Source organism: Ruegeria sp. BHSB058 (assembly GCF_059613285.1).
Map to the genome: position 1 here is coordinate 67,947 of NZ_JBXWSF010000005.1, position 18,089 is coordinate 86,035.

18 protein-coding genes are annotated in these 18,089 nt (G+C 59.1%); 17 read left to right on the forward strand and 1 reads right to left on the reverse strand.

Annotated features, from left to right (window positions below; translation table 11 throughout):
* Positions 1–177 precede the first annotated feature (177 nt).
* Genes AC2FNB_RS02340 through AC2FNB_RS02355 form a run of 4 tightly spaced genes read left to right on the forward strand, consistent with a single transcriptional unit; the run spans position 178 to position 6,429 of the window.
* Positions 178–1,146 (forward strand): carbon-nitrogen hydrolase family protein, encoded by a 969-nt coding sequence (locus AC2FNB_RS02340; protein WP_496744227.1) that lies wholly within the window; start codon positions 178–180, stop codon positions 1,144–1,146.
* A 57-nt stretch (positions 1,147–1,203) separates the two neighbouring features.
* On the forward strand, positions 1,204–3,942 hold the full coding sequence (locus AC2FNB_RS02345; protein ID WP_496744241.1) for an aminotransferase class I/II-fold pyridoxal phosphate-dependent enzyme: 2,739 nt from the start codon (positions 1,204–1,206) through the stop codon (positions 3,940–3,942).
* A gap of 40 nt (positions 3,943–3,982) precedes the next feature.
* Positions 3,983–5,434: a biotin carboxylase gene (locus tag AC2FNB_RS02350; protein WP_496744228.1), complete on the forward strand. Its 1,452-nt coding sequence runs from the start codon at positions 3,983–3,985 to the stop codon at positions 5,432–5,434.
* A gap of 5 nt (positions 5,435–5,439) precedes the next feature.
* A complete protein-coding gene (locus AC2FNB_RS02355) occupies positions 5,440–6,429 on the forward strand; it encodes a C45 family autoproteolytic acyltransferase/hydrolase (RefSeq protein ID WP_480749407.1) in 990 nt (329 codons plus the stop codon).
* 461 nt (positions 6,430–6,890) lie between these two features.
* Here the strand turns inward: AC2FNB_RS02355 and AC2FNB_RS02360 are convergent, their stop codons facing one another.
* Complete coding sequence (locus tag AC2FNB_RS02360) at positions 6,891–7,910, reverse strand: LacI family DNA-binding transcriptional regulator (protein ID WP_496744229.1); 1,020 nt, start codon at positions 7,908–7,910, stop codon at positions 6,891–6,893.
* A gap of 135 nt (positions 7,911–8,045) precedes the next feature.
* Here AC2FNB_RS02360 and AC2FNB_RS02365 point away from each other — a divergent pair, with 135 nt between their 5' ends.
* From AC2FNB_RS02365 to modA, 13 genes are all read left to right on the forward strand, one after another.
* On the forward strand, positions 8,046–8,231 hold the full coding sequence (locus AC2FNB_RS02365; RefSeq protein ID WP_480749404.1) for a hypothetical protein: 186 nt from the start codon (positions 8,046–8,048) through the stop codon (positions 8,229–8,231).
* A 34-nt stretch (positions 8,232–8,265) separates the two neighbouring features.
* Positions 8,266–9,411, forward strand: coding sequence for a TRAP transporter substrate-binding protein (locus AC2FNB_RS02370; protein WP_496744231.1), 1,146 nt, complete (start codon positions 8,266–8,268; stop codon positions 9,409–9,411).
* 110 nt (positions 9,412–9,521) lie between these two features.
* Entirely contained in the window at positions 9,522–10,034 is a 513-nt protein-coding gene (locus AC2FNB_RS02375; protein WP_480749402.1) for a TRAP transporter small permease, read from the forward strand.
* 11 nt (positions 10,035–10,045) lie between these two features.
* The gene (locus AC2FNB_RS02380; protein ID WP_480749401.1) at positions 10,046–11,374 is read left to right on the forward strand and encodes a TRAP transporter large permease; all 1,329 of its coding nucleotides are present in this window, start codon (positions 10,046–10,048) and stop codon (positions 11,372–11,374) included.
* 12 nt (positions 11,375–11,386) lie between these two features.
* Positions 11,387–12,694, forward strand: coding sequence for a histidinol dehydrogenase (gene hisD / locus AC2FNB_RS02385; protein ID WP_496744233.1), 1,308 nt, complete (start codon positions 11,387–11,389; stop codon positions 12,692–12,694).
* Positions 12,687–13,448, forward strand: a complete 762-nt coding sequence (locus tag AC2FNB_RS02390; RefSeq protein WP_480749399.1) for an SDR family NAD(P)-dependent oxidoreductase — start codon at positions 12,687–12,689, stop codon at positions 13,446–13,448. Before hisD ends, AC2FNB_RS02390 begins: the two co-directional genes overlap by 8 nt.
* Positions 13,445–14,425 (forward strand): alcohol dehydrogenase catalytic domain-containing protein, encoded by a 981-nt coding sequence (locus AC2FNB_RS02395; RefSeq protein ID WP_496744235.1) that lies wholly within the window; start codon positions 13,445–13,447, stop codon positions 14,423–14,425. The genes AC2FNB_RS02390 and AC2FNB_RS02395 overlap by 4 nt, the downstream gene beginning before the upstream one ends.
* A 23-nt stretch (positions 14,426–14,448) precedes the next feature.
* Positions 14,449–14,859 (forward strand): universal stress protein, encoded by a 411-nt coding sequence (locus AC2FNB_RS02400; RefSeq protein WP_496744237.1) that lies wholly within the window; start codon positions 14,449–14,451, stop codon positions 14,857–14,859.
* Positions 14,860–14,908: 49 nt separating this feature from the next.
* Entirely contained in the window at positions 14,909–15,415 is a 507-nt protein-coding gene (gene comD, locus AC2FNB_RS02405) for a sulfopyruvate decarboxylase subunit alpha (protein WP_480749396.1), read from the forward strand.
* Positions 15,412–15,966 carry a sulfopyruvate decarboxylase subunit beta gene (gene comE, locus AC2FNB_RS02410; RefSeq protein ID WP_480749395.1) on the forward strand — a complete coding sequence of 185 codons (555 nt, stop codon included), beginning with the start codon at positions 15,412–15,414 and terminating at the stop codon, positions 15,964–15,966. Before comD ends, comE begins: the two co-directional genes overlap by 4 nt.
* Positions 15,966–17,069 (forward strand): alpha-hydroxy acid oxidase, encoded by a 1,104-nt coding sequence (locus AC2FNB_RS02415; protein ID WP_496744239.1) that lies wholly within the window; start codon positions 15,966–15,968, stop codon positions 17,067–17,069. Before comE ends, AC2FNB_RS02415 begins: the two co-directional genes overlap by 1 nt.
* Before the next feature lie 137 nt (positions 17,070–17,206).
* Positions 17,207–17,578 (forward strand): winged helix-turn-helix domain-containing protein, encoded by a 372-nt coding sequence (locus tag AC2FNB_RS02420; protein WP_480749393.1) that lies wholly within the window; start codon positions 17,207–17,209, stop codon positions 17,576–17,578.
* 60 nt (positions 17,579–17,638) lie between these two features.
* A partial coding sequence (modA, locus tag AC2FNB_RS02425) for a molybdate ABC transporter substrate-binding protein (protein WP_496744240.1) occupies positions 17,639–18,089 on the forward strand: 451 nt, incomplete at its 3' end.

An 18,089-nucleotide genomic window follows, 5' to 3' on the forward strand; every position in this document is an offset into this window, starting at 1 on the left:
TCATTCCGGCGGTCGGGGGCGCACCCAGCCTTGAAACAGAACTTGCAAGGCGATCCCCGCAGAAGCCCAAATAATGACCAAGCGGCACCGATGGATTGGATCTGAGAAACGCTCTAGCCAATGCAAAAAAGGGGTCATAGACTGGGATTAACAGATTATTTTGGAGTTTCTCCCCATATGACACCTTTCGCCATTGCTGGTGTTCAGATGCATGTCGCCGCGCTTCACTCGAATGTAGAGGCCATGCGTCACCGAATTGAAATTCTGATGGCTCGTTTCCCCTGGACGCAGATGGTGCTGTTTTCCGAATTGGCACCTTACGGCCCGCTGGACCGTTTTGCGCAGCCGTTTCCGAACGATGCCTTGTCACAGTTTCAGGAAGACGCGCATCGGTTCGGTATCTGGCTGATCCCCGGATCGATGTTCGAAAAAGCCGAGGACGGCCGGATCTTCAACACCTCCGTCGTGATCAACCCCCAAGGCGAAATCGTCGCCAAATACTCCAAGATGTTCCCATTCCGTCCGTATGAGACCGGAATTTCCGCCGGAACCGAATTCTGTGTGTTCGATGTTCCAGAGGTAGGCCGCTTCGGCTTGTCGATCTGCTATGATATCTGGTTTCCCGAAACCACACGGCAACTGACAAGTCAGGGTGTCGAGGTGCTGTTGCATCCGGTGCTGACCGGCACCACCGACCGGGAGGCGGAACTGTCCATTGCCCGCGCCACGGCGGCGCAATTCCAATGTTATGTCTTCGACGTCAACGGGCTCAGCGCGGGCGGTGTCGGGCGCTCGCTGGTGGTCGACCCCTCGGCAACCGTACTGCACCAATCTGCGGGACAAGAGGATATGTTCCCCATCGAAATAGACCTCGACCAGGTGCGGCGTCAGCGTGAAACCGGTCTCAAGGGGCTTGGTCAGGTATTAAAAAGCTTCCGCGATCGCGAAGCCGAATTCACCGTCTACGACCGCACCAGCGGCGCAGACGCATATCTCAAGACACTAGGGCCGCTGGAAACCCCCGGACAAGGGTCAGCACGCGGGCTTCAGACCTCCGACCCCAGAAGCTCCCTGGAGAATTTGGAGCAGAACTTACGTTCGCCGCATAATTTTACCGTCTTTCCTGGAAAGACGGGTTCAGATTAACCGGACTGGAAGGCGGCGCAGGTCCTGACGCGACAGAAAAGGAGGCAGGTTTTGAACTTGCACTCGCGGAAGAAGAAGCTGCCGTCGATCCGGGATTACTACAGCGCGACCCAACTGCGCGCGGACAGGTGGAGCGCATTGCGGGAGGCCGCCGAAGGCCTCGTCCGACACCGCAAAGAGGGCCGCCAAAACCAGAAGCTCATGAACACCGCAGAGCATCTGCTGGATGTCCTTGCACCGGTCGAACGATACTGGGCCTTTCCCGGCATACACGCATTCGATCACCTGCGCAGGCTTCTGCTGCATGGCAATTCTGACGATCTGTCCGTATCAGTCCGGCGGATCGCCAGGGCGCTGACGTCGGGCGCCTACCGGCGTCGCTCGATTCCATTGTCTTCTGACGAGATCGACAATGAGGATTACGAGGATGAAGCTTCGCTGGCCCCCGAAGCACGGGCGCTGGGGCGTCCCTATTTCGAGGTTCTGATCGTCGATGACGTGTCCGAACCTCAGGAGCGGTTCCTGCGGCAGAACCTGCAGCGCATGCGCCGTGTCGAAGATCAGTTCATTTACGAGCCAGTGATCGTACCCTCGCTCGAAGACGCGCTGATTGGCGTTCTGTTCAACCACAATGTTCAGGCCGTGGTGGTACGTCCGGGGTTGTCGCTCAAGTCCAAGAATGAGTTGCCGATTCTCAGCCAATACCTGACTCGCGTCAGCGAAGGCGAAGCCGTGGACGAGATCGAGCCACATGAATACGGTCCCGAGGCCTGCCGGCTGATCGAGAAAATTCGCCCCGAACTGGATGCCTATCTGGTCACCGACCGGTCAGCCGAGGATATTGCCGGCCTGGACCTCGGCCGGTGCCGCCGCGTGTTCTACAATCAGGAAGATTTTCAGGAGCTGCACCTCAATATCCTGCGGGGGGTGGACCGCCGTTACAAGACGCCCTTTTTCACCGCGTTGAAAGAGTATTCCAAACAGCCCACGGGCGTGTTCCATGCCATGCCGATCAGCCGTGGCAAGTCGATCAGCCGCTCGCACTGGATTCAGGACATGGGGGCGTTTTACGGCTCGAACATCTTCCTTGCCGAAACTTCCGCGACCTCCGGCGGCCTCGACAGCCTGCTCGAGCCACGCGGCCCGATCAAGGAAGCGCAGGACATGGCGGCGCGGGCATTCGGGGCGAAACATACATTCTTTGCCACCAACGGCACCTCGACCTGCAACAAGATCGTGGTGCAGTCGGTAGTCCGGCCCGGCGACATCGTGCTGGTCGACCGCGACTGCCACAAATCGCACCATTACGGCATGGTTCTGGCCGGGGCCAACGTTGTCTACATGGACAGCTACCCGCTGCATGAGCACTCGATGTACGGCGCGGTACCGCTGCGGGAAATCAAACACACCCTCCTGCAACTCAAGGCCGCCGGAAAGCTGGATCAGGTCAGAATGGTGTTGCTGACCAACTGCACATTTGACGGCGTGGTCTATAACGTGCAACGCGTCATGGAAGAATGCCTCGCAATCAAGAAAGACCTGATCTTTCTTTGGGACGAGGCCTGGTTTGGCTTTGCGCGCTTTGACCCCACCTACCGCCAACGCACGGCAATGGGGGTTGCCAACACGCTCAGACAAACGTTGCGCAGTCAGGAAACCGCCGACGCATGGGAAGCGCAGCAGCAAGCGCTCAAAGGCGCAACCGAAGATCAATTGCTCGATACGCGTCTTGTACCGCCGCCCGACGCGCGGGTCCGGGTCTATGCCACCCAATCGACCCACAAAACGCTGACATCGCTCCGTCAGGGCTCGATGATCCATGTCAACGATCAGGACTTCAAGGGCGAGGTCGAACAGTCCTTTCACGAAGCCTACATGACCCACACCTCGACCTCGCCGAACTACCAGATCATCGCCTCGCTGGATGTCGGGCGGCGGCAGGTCGAACTGGAGGGGTTCGAGTTCGTTCAGAAGCAGATCGAAACCGCGATGTCGATCCGCCGCGCAATCTCCGACAATCCGCTCCTGAACAAGTATTTTCGCATCCTGACTGCCGGCGACATGATCCCCGAGCGGTTTCGCGAAAGCGGAGTGGAAGCCTATTACGACCCGGATCACGGATGGGCCGACACCTGGAATATGTGGAGCCAGGACGAGTTCGTACTGGACCCGACGCGCATCACTCTGGCCGTCGGCGGAACCGGATGGGACGGCGATACGTTCAAGACCAAGATCCTGATGGACAAATACGGGATCCAGATCAACAAGACGTCCCGCAATACGGTGCTGTTCATGACCAATATCGGCACCACACGTTCTTCGGTCGCCTATCTGATCGAGGTACTGGTCGAGATTGCAAACGATCTGGACGAGTTGCTTGATGACGCGTCCAAGATGGAGCGGCGCTCGTTCGAAAACCGGGTGGCAGCGCTGGTCGAGCATGTCCCGCCGCTACCGGATTTCAGCCGTTTCCACGACGCGTTCCGCACAGGCAAGGATACGCCCGAAGGCGACATCCGTACTGCCTTCTTCCTCGCCTATAACGAGGACAACTGCGATTACATCCCGACCGACGACAACCTGTTGAAGCGCCTGGAATCCGGCGAGGAACTGGTGTCGTCAAGCTTCATCATACCCTATCCGCCCGGCTTTCCGATACTGGTGCCGGGTCAGGTCATCAGCCCGGAAATCCTGTCATTCATGCGGGCGCTGGATGTCAGCGAAATCCATGGCTACCGCGCCGATCTGGGCCTGCGGGTGTTCACCAAAGAGGCTCTGCAATCAGTCAAGAAATAACAGTCGGCCCAAAACAATAATTTCAAAGGGGAGAAGACACATGCCGAAGAAAGTTCTGAACAATATTTCGGAAATCCGCCGGTACTTTCACACCAATTCGGACCCGATCTATTTTGTCTCAGCAACCAATTTCAATCTTCTTGGGCTTGATGAGTGGGTGAAGAATTTCAAATACATCTGTTACATGGACTGTTTCGACGGCCGTCACCCGAACGTGCTGGTTCCGTCAGAACTGCCGCATGACGAGTTCCAGTCGATCGAGGATATCAACAACTACCTGCTGCAGCACAAGGAAGTCATCGACTACGTCAAATCACGCGGCGGCAAGCCGAAATTCGTGTTCCTGATGTTCGACGAGAAAACCGAGAAACTTGCCAAGGAAATCGGCGGCGAGGTCTGGTTTCCCAAGGCAAAACTGCGCACCAAGATGGACAACAAGATCGAAACCGTCCGTGTCGGCAACAAGGCCGGCGTCCCCTCGGTGCCCAACACACTGTCCAGGGTGGACAGCTACGACCACCTCAAGAAGATCTGCAAGAAGGCGGATCTGGGCGACGATCTGGTGCTGCAAAGCGCGTTCGGGGATTCAGGCCACACCACATTCTTTATCAAGTCCGAGGCCGATTTTCGCAAGCACGAGCATGAGATCGTCGGCCAGGGCGAAATCAAGATCATGAAGCGGATCGACTGCCGCGGCTCGGCGATCGAAGCGTGCTGCACCGCCGAAGGCACCATCGTCGGCCCACTGATGACCGAGCTTGTCGGGTTCAAGGAACTGACGCCCTATCGAGGCGGCTGGTGCGGCAACGAAATCTTCTCCACCGCCTTCCCGCCAAAAACCCGCGAGAAGGCGCGCGAGCTGACCTTCAAGTTCGGCGAACAGCTGCGCAAGGAAGGCTATCGCGGCTATTTCGAACTGGACTTCCTGATCGACAAGAAAACAGGCGACATCTGGCTGGGCGAGCTGAACCCGCGCATCACCGGCGCCTCTTCGATGACCAACCACGCGGCCTTTGCCCATGCGGATGCGCCACTGTTTATCTTCCATCTGCTCGAGTTCTCGAAAAAGCCGTTCAAGCTGGGCGTGGAGGAATTGAACGCCCGCTGGGCGGATCCAGACATGATCGATTCCTGGTCACAGATGGTGATCAAGCATACCGAGGACACCGTGGATATTGTCACCCATGCCCCCCAATCCGGCATTTACAAGATGCTGCCGGACGGTCAGGTCGTGTTCAATCGGTTCGATTACCACCGCCGCGCGGTCGAAAGCGAGGATGAAGCGTTCTTCCTGCGTATCTCGAATGTGGGCGATTACCGCTATGAGGGCGCGGATCTCGGCATCCTTGTGACCAGGGGGCGCTCGATGACCAAAGGCTTCAAACTGACCGAGAAATCGAAGCGCTGGATCGACGGAATCAAGAACGCCTATTCCGCCCGCCCGCTGCCCTCTGCGCAGGCCTTTGAGGATCCGGCATTTAAGATTATGTAGGGCGCATGAAACTGACATTCCGCGCCGTAGAGGAAACACAGCCCGGCCAGAAACTGACCGGGCTCTTTTCCGAATACAGAAAGGCCTATCTCAATTGGTGGGCGGGCGAAGGCCTGTCCGGTCGCCCCACCTATGCGGAATGCCGCCGGGCCTTGCAAACTCACATGCCCGAAATCGTCGGACTCTACGACCGGTTGTGCGCTGCCGCTGGGGGCGGTGATCTGGAATCGCGGTTCCTGAGTTTCTATTGCCCGCCACGCTATCTGGCCGGTTGCAGTCAGGCGATCTGGCAGGGCAAGGAACCGCTCTTGGTCCGCAACTACGATTACAACCCGTCGGCATTTGACGGGGTATTTCTCAAAACCGTCTGGAACGGGCGTCAGGTGATGGGCACTTCGGATGGGCTGTTCGGTCTGCTCGACGGGATCAACGACGCGGGCCTCACCGTTTCGCTGACCTTTGGCGGACGCCGTGCTGTTGGCGACGGCTTTGGCGTGCCCCTCATCCTCAGATACCTTTTGCAAGTTTGCTCGACCATCGATGAGGCAAAAGAGGTTCTGACGCGGGTTCCCTGTCACATGACCTACAACGTGACGGTTCTGGATCGCGACAGGAATTACTTCACCGCCTACCTTGCTCCAGATCGCCCCACCATCATTACCAGAGTGGCAGTCGCCACCAACCATCAGGAGCGCGTTGAATGGTCCAGCCACGCGCGTTTGACGGCCTCAGTCGAACGGGAGCGGTTTCTGCTTCAGCGGTTGACGCTGCATCCGGAAACGAAAGAGAAGTTCATCGGGTCGTTCCTCAAGCCCCCGCTGTATTCGCTGGCATTCAACAGGGGATTTGGCACCCTCTACACAGCCGCCTATCACCCCTGCGATCTGTCCGTGGAACTGATCTGGCCGGACCGGACGTGGCGCAAGAACCTGAACCGGTTTGAAACAGGTCAACTCGGGGTCGACTATCCCGATGTTTTGCAGTCGGCAACTTGACAATCGCCTTGAGCTGACGCTCCATTTCGGGTCAGGTGCAAGGTGACCGATCCACCCCGTCCAAGCTGTTTGTCAAACCCTGCCATTGCCTTGCAGGAACTTTTACTGTCAACCGTTGCGCGAACCCTGTCTCTTAAGAAGATACACTCTGAAGAAGGACCGGCACAGCGCAGCAAACTGCCGAGGCTCTGGCCGAGCTGGTTTATGTCAATCTGCTGCACCCCGGTCATCCCGCGCTGTTCGGGTGGCCGCGCCGAACTGGGCGTGCGGATGGCCGTCAGCGCGCAGATGGGGCAACGCCATGGCATTCCTTGCACGGACAGCGCGGGCATGACCAACAGCAAGCTACCCGACTTTCAGGCGGGTTGCGAAAAAGGGAATGCCGAACTGCCCAGCGCGCCGGATGCGGCACGCGCCCGGGCTGGGACAAACCGGGCAGGGCCCCGTCAATCCCACGTGGGTCACATTGGCCGGGACAGCGAACCGCGGGTCACGATTTCGGTTTGAAGCTGGATGGATTGGCCAGGCGCTGCGGTTTCGATCATGTTGATCAACTCGATCGCTGCCCTACGACCCATCTCGCGATGCGGGACATGCAATGTCGTAAGGCCCGGATGAACGATCCGGGCCAACTCGATATCGTCAAACCCGGTGATCGATATATCTTCGGGCACACGCAGGCCCATCTTTTCGGCCTGGCGCAGCGCGCCTACGGCAAGAACGTCGTTACCGCACAAGACTGCTGTCGGGCGTGGGGCGCGGGACATCAACCTGCTGAAGGCTGCGGCCCCATTTTCGATTTCGTATGGTGTTTCGATGATCGACAATGCGTCGGGGGACAGGCCGTTTTTTGTCAAGGCGTCCCTGATGCCCTCGATCCTCAACCGGGCGCGGTCGTTGCCTTTACTGATGGCCGAAATCGTCGCCAGGCGCGTGTGCCCCTGACCGATCACCGCGTTCGCCAGTGCCATCATCGCTTCGCGATTGTCAAATCCGATGGAAGGAACACGCTTGCCCGGAATGAAGGACCAGGCAACCATCGCGGGGACCTTCTGACGGTCGAGATAGTCGTAGATGCGTGGGTCGCGATCATGGCCGATGAGCAACAGCCCATCAGCGCCACGGGCGACCAGATTTCTGATCTGCTCTTCCTCGACCTCGGGTTTGTAGGCGGAACTTGCAACAAGCAGGGTATAGCCGCGCTGGTGAATCTCTTCCTGAAACGCCTGCAGCCCCCTAGCAAAGATCGCGTTTTCCATCGTGGGAATGATCGCGCCGATCGTGAACGACCTCTTAGCCGCCATGACGCGTGCGGCAAAATTCGGTGTGTATCCCAAGACCTCGACCGCCGACATGACGCGTTTGCGCGTCGCCTCGACGACGCGTTGCGGATCGTTGAGGCACCTCGACACGGTCGCAGTCGAAACGCCCGCTTTCCTGGCCACATCATCCAGGGTCGGCGCGGACCGAAGTTTTGTCATTCTCGAACTCACAATTCGCTTTTGCCAAAGTCTAGACGGTTTGATGAGTGGATGGAAGTCACAATGTAAGCGCTTGCATTTGTCATGTAAGCGCTTACAAATAGGTAGGAGCCGATTCTACAGGGAGACCGGGAAATGTTTCTTGCAGCGTCCATTATCGTGTTTGCCATCTATTTTGCGAACGTGGCTTTGGGTGCTTTTGCGGGCAGCGCATTTCTTGGGGATGTAGGGGAGATGTTGGTTCTGTTCGCGGCGTCGATCCTGTTCGTTGTCGCAATTCTGAAGAAGGAGGCCGACCGCGACGCCAAGAATGGCGGTTGAGATGGGGCCGAATTTTCCAATGGGAGGGCATAATATGAACAACGACAGAAACGAGCTTGCATCCGCAGAGCGCCGCAATTTCCTGAAACTTAGTGCCAGCGGCGCTTTCACCGCCGCGCTGGTCGCAGGTGCCGGTGGGGTGCTTTGGTCATCCGAAGCGGCCGCGCAGACCGCGAAAGAGGAGCGCGAGCGGGAAAATGCGGCCGATCACGTCATGACCGTGGCAACAGCCTATGTGCTGGGAGCCTCGCGCAGCTATCCGATCATGCAACTGGACCTCAAAGAGAACATCCAGAACGCGACGAACGGCAAGGTGTATGTCAAACTGGCACCCGGCGGCCAGTTGGGCGCGGGCGGCGCGCTGGTGCAAAAGGTGCAGGGCGGCACGATTCAGGCGGCGCAGCATTCGTTGTCGAACTTCGCGCCCTTTGCCTCGACCGTCGATCTGATCAACATGCCTTATTTGTGCGGTTCGAACCAGCGCTTTACCAATCTGGTGCATTCCGACACATGGAAGAACGAAGTTCACCCCAAGGTCGAGGCGGCCGGGTTCAAGGCACTGTTCTATGTGGTGATCGACCCGCGTGTCGTCGCGGTGCGTCAGGGCGGTAACGCAGTCATGACCCCGGGTGACATGAGCGGCATCAAGTTCCGCGTGCCGGGGTCGAAGATGCTGCAACAATACTACCGGATGGTAGGCGCCAACCCGACCCCGGTTGCGTGGGGCGAAACACCTTCGGCCATCAAGCAGGGTGTCGCGGATGCGCTCGATCCGTCCGTTGGGGCGCTGTATGTTTTTGGTTTCAAGGACATTCTGAGCCATGTGACCTTTACACAGGCAGTGCCGGACAGTCAGGTCTATTCCTGTAACCTGGAATGGTTCAACTCGATGCCTGCCGATGTGCAGGAAGGCATCATGTGGGGGTCGGAGATGACCAGCCACCAGAACCTGTCCAAGGTTCCCTCGGCGCGGGCCTATGCCATGTCCGAGTTGAACAAGGCCGGAGTCGAGTTCCACTCGCTCAGCGCAGATCAATTGGCGGAATGGCAGGATGCCGGCGGCTATCAGAACGCCGATTGGGATCCGTTCAAGACGGAATTGGCGGGGTCGATGGATGCCTTTGAAAAGCTGGTCGAAGCGGCTGGTACACAGGGCAAATACTACGTTCACGACGCCTGATACAAATTCGGCGGGCACCGAACGGGTGTCCGCCGAGAGCTTCAAAAGCGTGGCCCACAGCAACGTCTTGCAGAATGCCTGCGCGTGACCGTTTTGACGCCGAGGGGAAAATGACCGTTCTTCAGAACTTAGACCGAAATGCAGAACGCTGGCTGCTGCTTGTGTTCTATGTGATGCTGGTGATCACGATGGCCATCGAGGTTCTGCGGCGCGAGATTTTCGCGTTCTCTTCGATCTGGGGCGAGGAAATCGTTCGCTATTCCTTCATCTATCTTGCCTGGATTGGCGCGGCTGCCGCCGTCAAGGAGCGGGCGCATATCCGCATTGACGTGGTCATGCACTATCTCGGGCCGCGCCCCAAAGCGTTGCTGTATATATTTGGCGATCTGGTGATGTTCGTCGTCGCCGTGATCGCGCTATACTGGTCTTACGAGGCCGTTCACGTGTCTGCCAAGTTCGGATCGGTGACCGATGGCCTGCGCGTGTCAAAGGTCTGGTTCCTGATGGCGGTTCCAACCGGTTTTGCGCTGATGATCTGGCGGCTGATCCAATCCCTGATGCGCGACGTGAAATCCCTTCGAGACGGCACCCCCGTCTTTGAAGGCGACAAGCTGTTTGATTGAGGAGACCTGCGATGCTTTGGAATTCCCTCAATCAATCCGTCGAACTGGGCTGGGATTTCTATCTGCCGGTTATCATGTTTGTCGGCCTCATCGCCTTGGCCGTACCGGTCTGGGCCGCGATTGGTTCGGCGGCAATCGTGATGCTGGTGATGTCAGGTGACTTGCCGCTCAGCCTTGTTGGCGAGAGCCTGTTCACCGGCATCGACGCGTTTGCGCTGACCGCCGTTCCGCTGTTCATCCTGACCGGTGACGTACTGGTCAGGACCGGGTTGTCACGCAAGTTTCTGGACGTGGCCGAGGCGTTGACCTGTTTCGCCAAGGGTGGTTTCGGCTCGGCCACGGTTCTGGTCTGCGGCATGTTTGCCGCCATCTCGGGCTCTGACGCGGCGGGTGCAGCCGCCGTGGGCCGCATGACCATCAACCGGTTGGTCGAAAGCGGCTATCCGCGCCCCTATGCGTGTGCGCTGGTTGCCGCAGGGGCCTGTACCGGCATTCTGATCCCGCCGTCCATTGCCTATATCATCATCGGCCTTGTGCTGGGGATTTCCGCATCGACCCTGTTTCTGGCCGCGCTCATTCCCGGTCTTGCCATTCTGGTGTCTATCCTGATCACCAACATCATCATGAACCGCCTATACGCCTATGAAGGGGGCGGGTTGATGACCATGGGCGAGTGGCTGGCCAATCTGGGCAAGGCTCTCAGGTCAGGTTGGTACGCCTTCATCGTGCCGGGGATTATCTTCTACGGCATCTTCTCGGGTCGCCTGACGCCGACCGAGGCCGGAGCGACCGCGGTGGTCGTCACCATTATCATGGGTTTCATCCTGCGTACGCTGACGCTGGCTGATTTCCCGTCGATGCTGGTCAGTTCGGCCAAGGTGAACGGGGTGATCCTGCCGATCATTGCGTTTTCGGCCCCATTGGCCGAAGCGCTTGCTATCATGGGTGTGCCGCAGGGCTTTGTCGCCTCGATCACGTCGCTGACCGATGACCCCTATCTTTTGATCCTTCTGATGATCGGCATCCTGATTGCTGCCGGTTGCGTCATGGAGACGACGCCGAATATCGTGATCCTCGCGCCCATCCTGAAACCGTTGGCGGACAATATCGGAATGAACGAAATTCAATTCTGCATCATGATGATTACCGCGCTGGGTGTCGGGTTCATCACGCCGCCTTTGGGTCTGAACCTGTTCGTCGTCTCGGGCATAACCGGCGAGTCGATCCTCAAGATCGCCGCCCGTGCCGTGCCCTTCGTTCTTACCATGCTGATCGTGGTCATTCTGATCGCTTATGTTCCGGCGGTTTCGACTACATTGCTTCCTGAAATCTACCAATAGGATCTGCTGAATATGCCTCGTGACTATCTGAAAAAGGCAACCCTGACCGCGCAATCGCATGCGTCGGAGGTTCATGACACGGTCAAGACCATTCTTGCCGACATCGAGGCAGGCCGGGACGCCAAGGCCATGGAATACGCGGCCAAGTTCGACAAATACGAAGGCAATGTCCTGATGAGCGCCAAGGAGATCGAGGCCGCCTGTGCGCTGGTTCCCGAAAAGCTCAAGGCGGACATCCGCTTTGCCCATGACAACGTACGCCGGTTTGCGGAAACGCAAAAGGCAACCGTGTCTGATGTGCAGATGGAAATCGTGCCGGGGTTCATCGCCGGTCAGAAAGCGATCCCGGTGGATGCGGCGGGCTGCTATGTGCCGGGCGGGCGATACAGTCACATCGCCAGCGCGATCATGACCGTCACGACGGCGAAGGTGGCCGGGTGCCGGCATATCACCGCCTGTTCCCCTCCGCGCCCGAGTGAGGGGGTCGCGCCCGCAATCGTTTACGCGGCGCATATCTGTGGTGCCGACAGCATCCTTGCAATGGGGGGCGTTCAGGGGGTCGCCGCGATGACTTATGGCCTGTTCGGCCTGCCGCGCGCCAATATCCTCGTGGGGCCGGGCAATCAGTTTGTCGCCGAGGCCAAGCGTATTCTGTATGGCAAGGTCGGCATCGACATGATCGCAGGCCCGACCGACAGTCTGATTCTGGCGGACTCGACCTCGGATGCGCATGTCGTTGCAACCGATTTGGTCAGCCAGGCCGAACATGGATACAACTCACCCGTCTGGTTGGTGACCGATGACCGGGATCTGGCGCAGAAGGTCATGGAACTGGTTCCGGCATTGATCGACGATCTTCCTGAACTGAACCGTGACAATGCTTTTGCTGCTTGGCGTGACTATGCCGAAGTGATCGTCTGTTCGGACCGCGAGGAAATGGCCGCCTGTTCCGACGAATATGCGCCCGAACATCTGACGGTACAGGCCGATGATCTGGATTGGTGGTTGAACCGGCTGACCTGCTATGGCTCGCTGTTTCTGGGCGAGGAAACCACCGTGTCCTACGGCGACAAGGCCACGGGCACCAACCATGTGCTGCCCACGTCTGGCGCTGCGAGCTATACTGGTGGGCTGAGCGTGCACAAGTACATGAAGATCGTGACATGGCAGCGGGCGACGCGTGAGGGGTCCAAGCCGATTGCGTTGGCCACTGCCCGCATCTCCCGCCTGGAGGGGATGGAGGGGCATGCACGGGCTGCCGATGTGCGACTTGCCAAGTATTTTCCCGACGAACAGTTCGATCTGACCGCCGATGGATGATCCGCGCGCGCTTTTTGACCTGACGGGACGGGTTGCCTGCGTCACCGGCGCAAGCTCGGGTCTGGGGCGGAGGGCGGTGATTGTTCTGGCCGCCGCCGGGGCTCGGGTAATCGGCGTCGCTCGACGCGCCGGGGCCTTGGCGCAGCTGCGTGACGAGGTTGGCGACAGCGTCGCCACAATGGTCGGGGATGTGGCCGACCGGGCCGCGACAGACGCGCTGGTCGAACGGATATCCGCCCCGTTCGGCGCGCCGGACATCATTGTCCACGCGGCCGGGTTGAATTCGCGCGAAGCCGCCGATGAGGTCACGGACGAAGGTTGGGATGCGACCCTTGCACTGAACCTCAGCGCGCCGTTCTTTCTGAGCCGGGCGATGGTGCCTGTAATGAAGGAACGCGGCTGGGGCCGCATCGTGAACTTCGCGTCGTTGCAGACCACGAGGGCCTTTCCGGGCGGCATCGCCTATGGCGCGACCAAAGCCGGGATCGGCCAGCTGACACGGGCCATGGCCGAGGCATGGTCGCCTTTCGGCATCACCGCCAACGCAATCGGGCCGGGGTTCTTTCCGACGGAACTGACGCAAGCCGTATTCGACGATCCCGAACGGGCTGCCCGCAATGCCGCGCAAACCTGCATCCGGCGCAATGGGCGGTTGGAGGATATCGACGGTCCAATCCTGTTTTTGTGCTCAAGGGCGTCTGACTATGTCACGGGGCAGGTTTTGATGGTCGACGGGGGGTTCACGGCAAAATGAAAGCGCTGGTTTACGAGGGTGTAGAACGGCTGGCTTATGAGGAAGTGCCCGATGCCGTTCCCGTCCTGGGCGAGCACCTGATCCGGGTCGAGGCCGTCGGCATCTGTGGCTCGGACATGCATGCGTATCTCGGTCACGATGCCCGGCGTCCGGCGCCGCTGATATTGGGGCACGAGGCGGCGGGAGTTGTCGTCGGCGGGACCATGGACGGGACGCGCGTGACGATCAATCCGCTTGTGGTCTGTGGCCGTTGCCTTGCCTGCGTGTCTGGTCGCGAAAATCTGTGCCCGGACCGTCAAATCATCTCGATGCCCCCGCGTGAGGGGGCGTTTGCGCAATATGTCACCATGCCGGAGGCCAATCTGATCAAGGTGCCGGATGACGTGCCGTTATCCCGGGCCGCGCTGGCCGAGCCGCTCGCAGTGAGTTGGCATGCGGTCAGGTTGGGGGTTGAGGCCCTGCATCCTGCGATGGACAGGCGTGCGCTGGTGATTGGTGGCGGGGCCATTGGCGTTGCGGCGGCATTGGCGCTCAAGGCGATCGGGGTTGATGACGTGACCATTGTCGAACCGAATGCGCACAGGCGAGGGTTTCTGGAACAGCTTCGGTCACTGAAACTGGTAGACAGTGTGATCGGTTCGTTTCCGCTTGTCATAGACGCTGTCGGATATGCGGCGACCCGAGACAGCGCGTCAGCCCGCGTTGCGCCGGGAGGGGTGATCGTGCATGTCGGGCTGGGCGAGGACACGGGCGGGCTGGATGTGCGCCGAATGACCTTGCAGGAAATAACCTTCATCGGCACTTATACCTATACGAGCGAGGATTTTCGCCAGACCGTGCAGGCGATCTTTGATGGGCGCCTTGGGCAACTCGACTGGTTTGAAGAACGGGCGTTGTCAGATGGGGCGCAAGCGTTTCGCGATTTGCGTGCCGGTACGGTCGCCGCACCAAAGATCGTCCTGACACCGTGGGCGTAGACCCGGCAACAATGGAGGCAACCATGTACAAAAAAGTTCTTGTCCCGATGGCGCTGGATCACGGCATCTCGCAGCACACGCTGGAAGTGGCCCAGGCCCTTTCCGGCGGAAGTGGTGAGATCATTGCATTGCATGTCTATGAAGCGCCGCAGGGTTCCGTCAGCAGCTATCTGGACAAATCCGTGGTCGAAGAGGCGTTTCGCCATGCGCGCAACCTGCTTGAGGACAAGGTCGAGGGCCTTGACGGCGTTCATCCCGTTATCGTCAGGGGGCATTCGGCTCGTGCCATCATCGATTATGCCACCGAAAACGAGATCGACTGTATCATCGTAGGCTCGCACAAACCGGGGCTCAGCGACTATTTTCTGGGCTCGACCGCATCGCGCGTCGTTCGGCATGCACCCTGTGCCGTGCATGTGCACCGCCAATCCTAAACCCGTCAATCGCGCCCAGGGCGCATCATTCAGGATCTAGAACTCGGATATGAACATAGACAAACAGATCACCGATACTCTGGTCGCGAACGACATTTCGTTCGTCACCACGGTGCCGTGCAAGCAACTGGCCGGGGTCATTGCCGAAATCGATCGGCGCGATGATATCCTACACATCCCCTCGAACAAGGAAGACGAGGGTATGGGGTTGTGTGCCGGTGCCTGGATGGGCGGCAAGCGTCCGGCCATCATCATGCAGAACACCGCGATTGGCGTAACCATCAACACGCTGGCCACGCTGATCCAGTACTATCGGATGCCCCTGCCGATGCTGATCTCCTATCGCGGCGAGTTGCGCGAGCCGGTGGCCTGTCAGGTCGAGATGGCCGTGCATACCAAGGCGCTTCTGGCGCAACTTAACATCCCCACCTACCATTTCCACAATCAGCGGGATGTTGGGGAACTGGACAACATCCTGAAATACACCTTCATGTGCAACAAGCCGGTGGCGGTCCTGACCGACGCCAATTTCTGGGGAGGCTATGGCGACCAATGATCCGTTCTGAAATTCTGCGGGAAATCGCCCCGATCATTCGTGACCATCTGGTGATCTGCAATATCGGCATCCCCAGCCAGGAGTTGCACGCCATCGACGACCAGCCGACCAATTTCTACATGCTTGGCACGATGGGTCTGGCCTCGTCGATCGGGTTCGGGCTGGCACTGGCGCAGCCCAAGCCGGTGATCGTGATCGACGGTGACGGATCGGTTCTGACCAATCTGGGCACGTTGCCCACCATCGGTAACCATCAGGCCGACAACTATATCCTGCTGATCATCGACAACGGGTCCTATGGCTCGACCGGGGATCAGCCGACCTATGCCGGGCAGCGGACCTCGCTGGCGGGAATGGCCCGCGAGGCGGGGTGCGAGACCGTGATCGAGTGCCGCGCAGAAGAGACCGGAGCAGTGTTGCAGCAGGCTCTGGATGCCGGGCGCAAGACCGTCATCGTGTGCAAATGCGAAAGTGGCAACGCCAAGATGCCTGTCATCACCATGGACCCGGTGGTCATCCGCGACCGTTTCATGAAGGCCGTTCAGGCCTGATGGCGACAAACGCCATCCATTGCGCCGAAGACGCGCGCCGGTTGGCACGCCGACGGCTGCCTTGGATGGTGTTCGACTATATCGACGGTGCCGCAGGCCAAGAGCAGGGCGCGCGGCGCAATCGCGCGGCGCTGGACCGGGTTCAGTTACGCCCGCGAGTGCTTCGCAACGTGCAGCGACGAAGTCTGAATTACGTGGTCCTAGATAAGGAGTGCGGGCAAGCCTTCGGGATCAGTCCAATGGGCATGTGCAATCTGGCTGGGCATGGGGCGGATCTGATGCTGGCCCGGTTGGCTGCGCGACTGCGCATACCGCATGTGGTTTCAACGCTGGCCTCGACCAGCCTCGAACAGATCCAGGAACAGGCGCAAGGGCAGGCCTGGCTGCAATTGTACTATGGCGAAGATTCCTGGCGTCTGATCCCTCGTGCGCGCGCTGCGGGTTACCAGACGCTGGTTCTGACCGTGGACGTGCCTGAGGTGGGGCGGCGGCCCAAGGATCTGCGCAATGGGTTCAAGATGCCCTTCCGTCTGGGTCCGCGCCAATTCATCGATTTTGCGCTGCATCCGCGCTGGTCGCTGAGCACCCTTTTCAAGGGCCGTCCGGAACTGGCGAATTTTGGCGGACCTTTCGGGACTTTTGACCGGGACGCCAGCCGTGCGGCGGCCGATTGGGACTATCTGAGGCGGTTGCGCCAGGAATGGCAGGGCAATCTGGTGGTCAAGGGTGTGATGGACCCCGAAGATGCCTTGCGATTGCGGAGCGAAGGCGTCGATGCGGTACAGGTTTCCAACCACGGCGGCCGACAGATGGAAAGCGCGCCGGGTGCACTTGACGCGTTGCGCGAAATTCGCGAGGCCATCGGGTCGGAGTTCCCGCTGTTCTTCGATAGCGGCCTGCGGTCGGGAGAAGACATTGTCAAAGCCTATGCTTCGGGCGCGGATTTCGTTTTCTTCGGGCGGCCCCTGCTTTTTGCAATCGCGGCCAGCGGCGAAGCTGGCCTCAAGCAGTTTGCAGCTGTGCTTCAGGCTGAGCTTCACCAGACATTGGCGCAAATCGGCCGATGCGCGATCACTGAAGTCGATCAAAGCTGTATTGCGTGACGTTGCGGTATTCGGAAAACCGCGACAGCGTGGATCAGCAGGCGTGTCGGCAACCATTGCGCATATGATTGACCGCCACCGGGTTCATAGTCAGATGTACCGTTGAACTCTGCACCCTGTCCAAGCACAATCGCGCTATGACAAACCGCTTTCCCGATCCCCGCTTCCGATTGCGCGTCGTGTTCAGCCCGGACGAGATGATCGGACCTGGCAAGGCGGAATTGCTGGAACATATCGCGTGCACCGGGTCCATTGCGGCGGCGGGGCGCGAAATGAGTATGAGCTACAAGCGGGCCTGGCAACTGGTTGAGACTATGAATGCGATGTTTGCCGAACCTGTTGTGCTAAGCACGCGCGGTGGGGCCAATCGTGGCGGGGCCGAGCTGACGCAGACGGGGCGTAAGGTCCTGGCTGCCTATCGCGCGCTCGAACACGATGCGCGGCAGGCCGCGCATCCACATATCGAAAAGCTGTGCGAGATGCTGCGCGAACGGGAGGTGGAAAAATAGGGGTTGCCCATGCAGATGAAGCTCCGATATTCCCGAAGAAACATAACGAGTTTTTGACCTATGAACACGACTTTCTCTCGCGTTTGCCGAACCTGGATCGCGGCGCTTGGAATATGCGCTTCGCTGGCCATCCCAGCGCGCGGCGAGGAAGTTCTGGTTTTTGCAGCGGCCAGTCTCAAGTCAGCTTTGGATGACATCGCGGCAGAGTATTCGGCGCAAAGTGGACATACGGTTACCCTCTCTTTTGCAGGGTCCTCGGTTCTGGCGCGCCAGATACAGCTTGGCGCCCCGGCACAGGTCTTTCTTTCGGCCAATGTCGACTGGATGGACTTATTAGAGGTGGAAGGGTTCATCGACCCGGAAACCCGGGTGGATCTGTTGGGCAACAGTCTTGTTCTGATCGGGCCGCCGACCGGCGAATCGCCCGTCGAGATCGGACCGGACTATCCTTTGGGCGATCAGTTGGCGGGCGGACACCTTGCAATGGCTTTGGTGGACGCGGTGCCCGCAG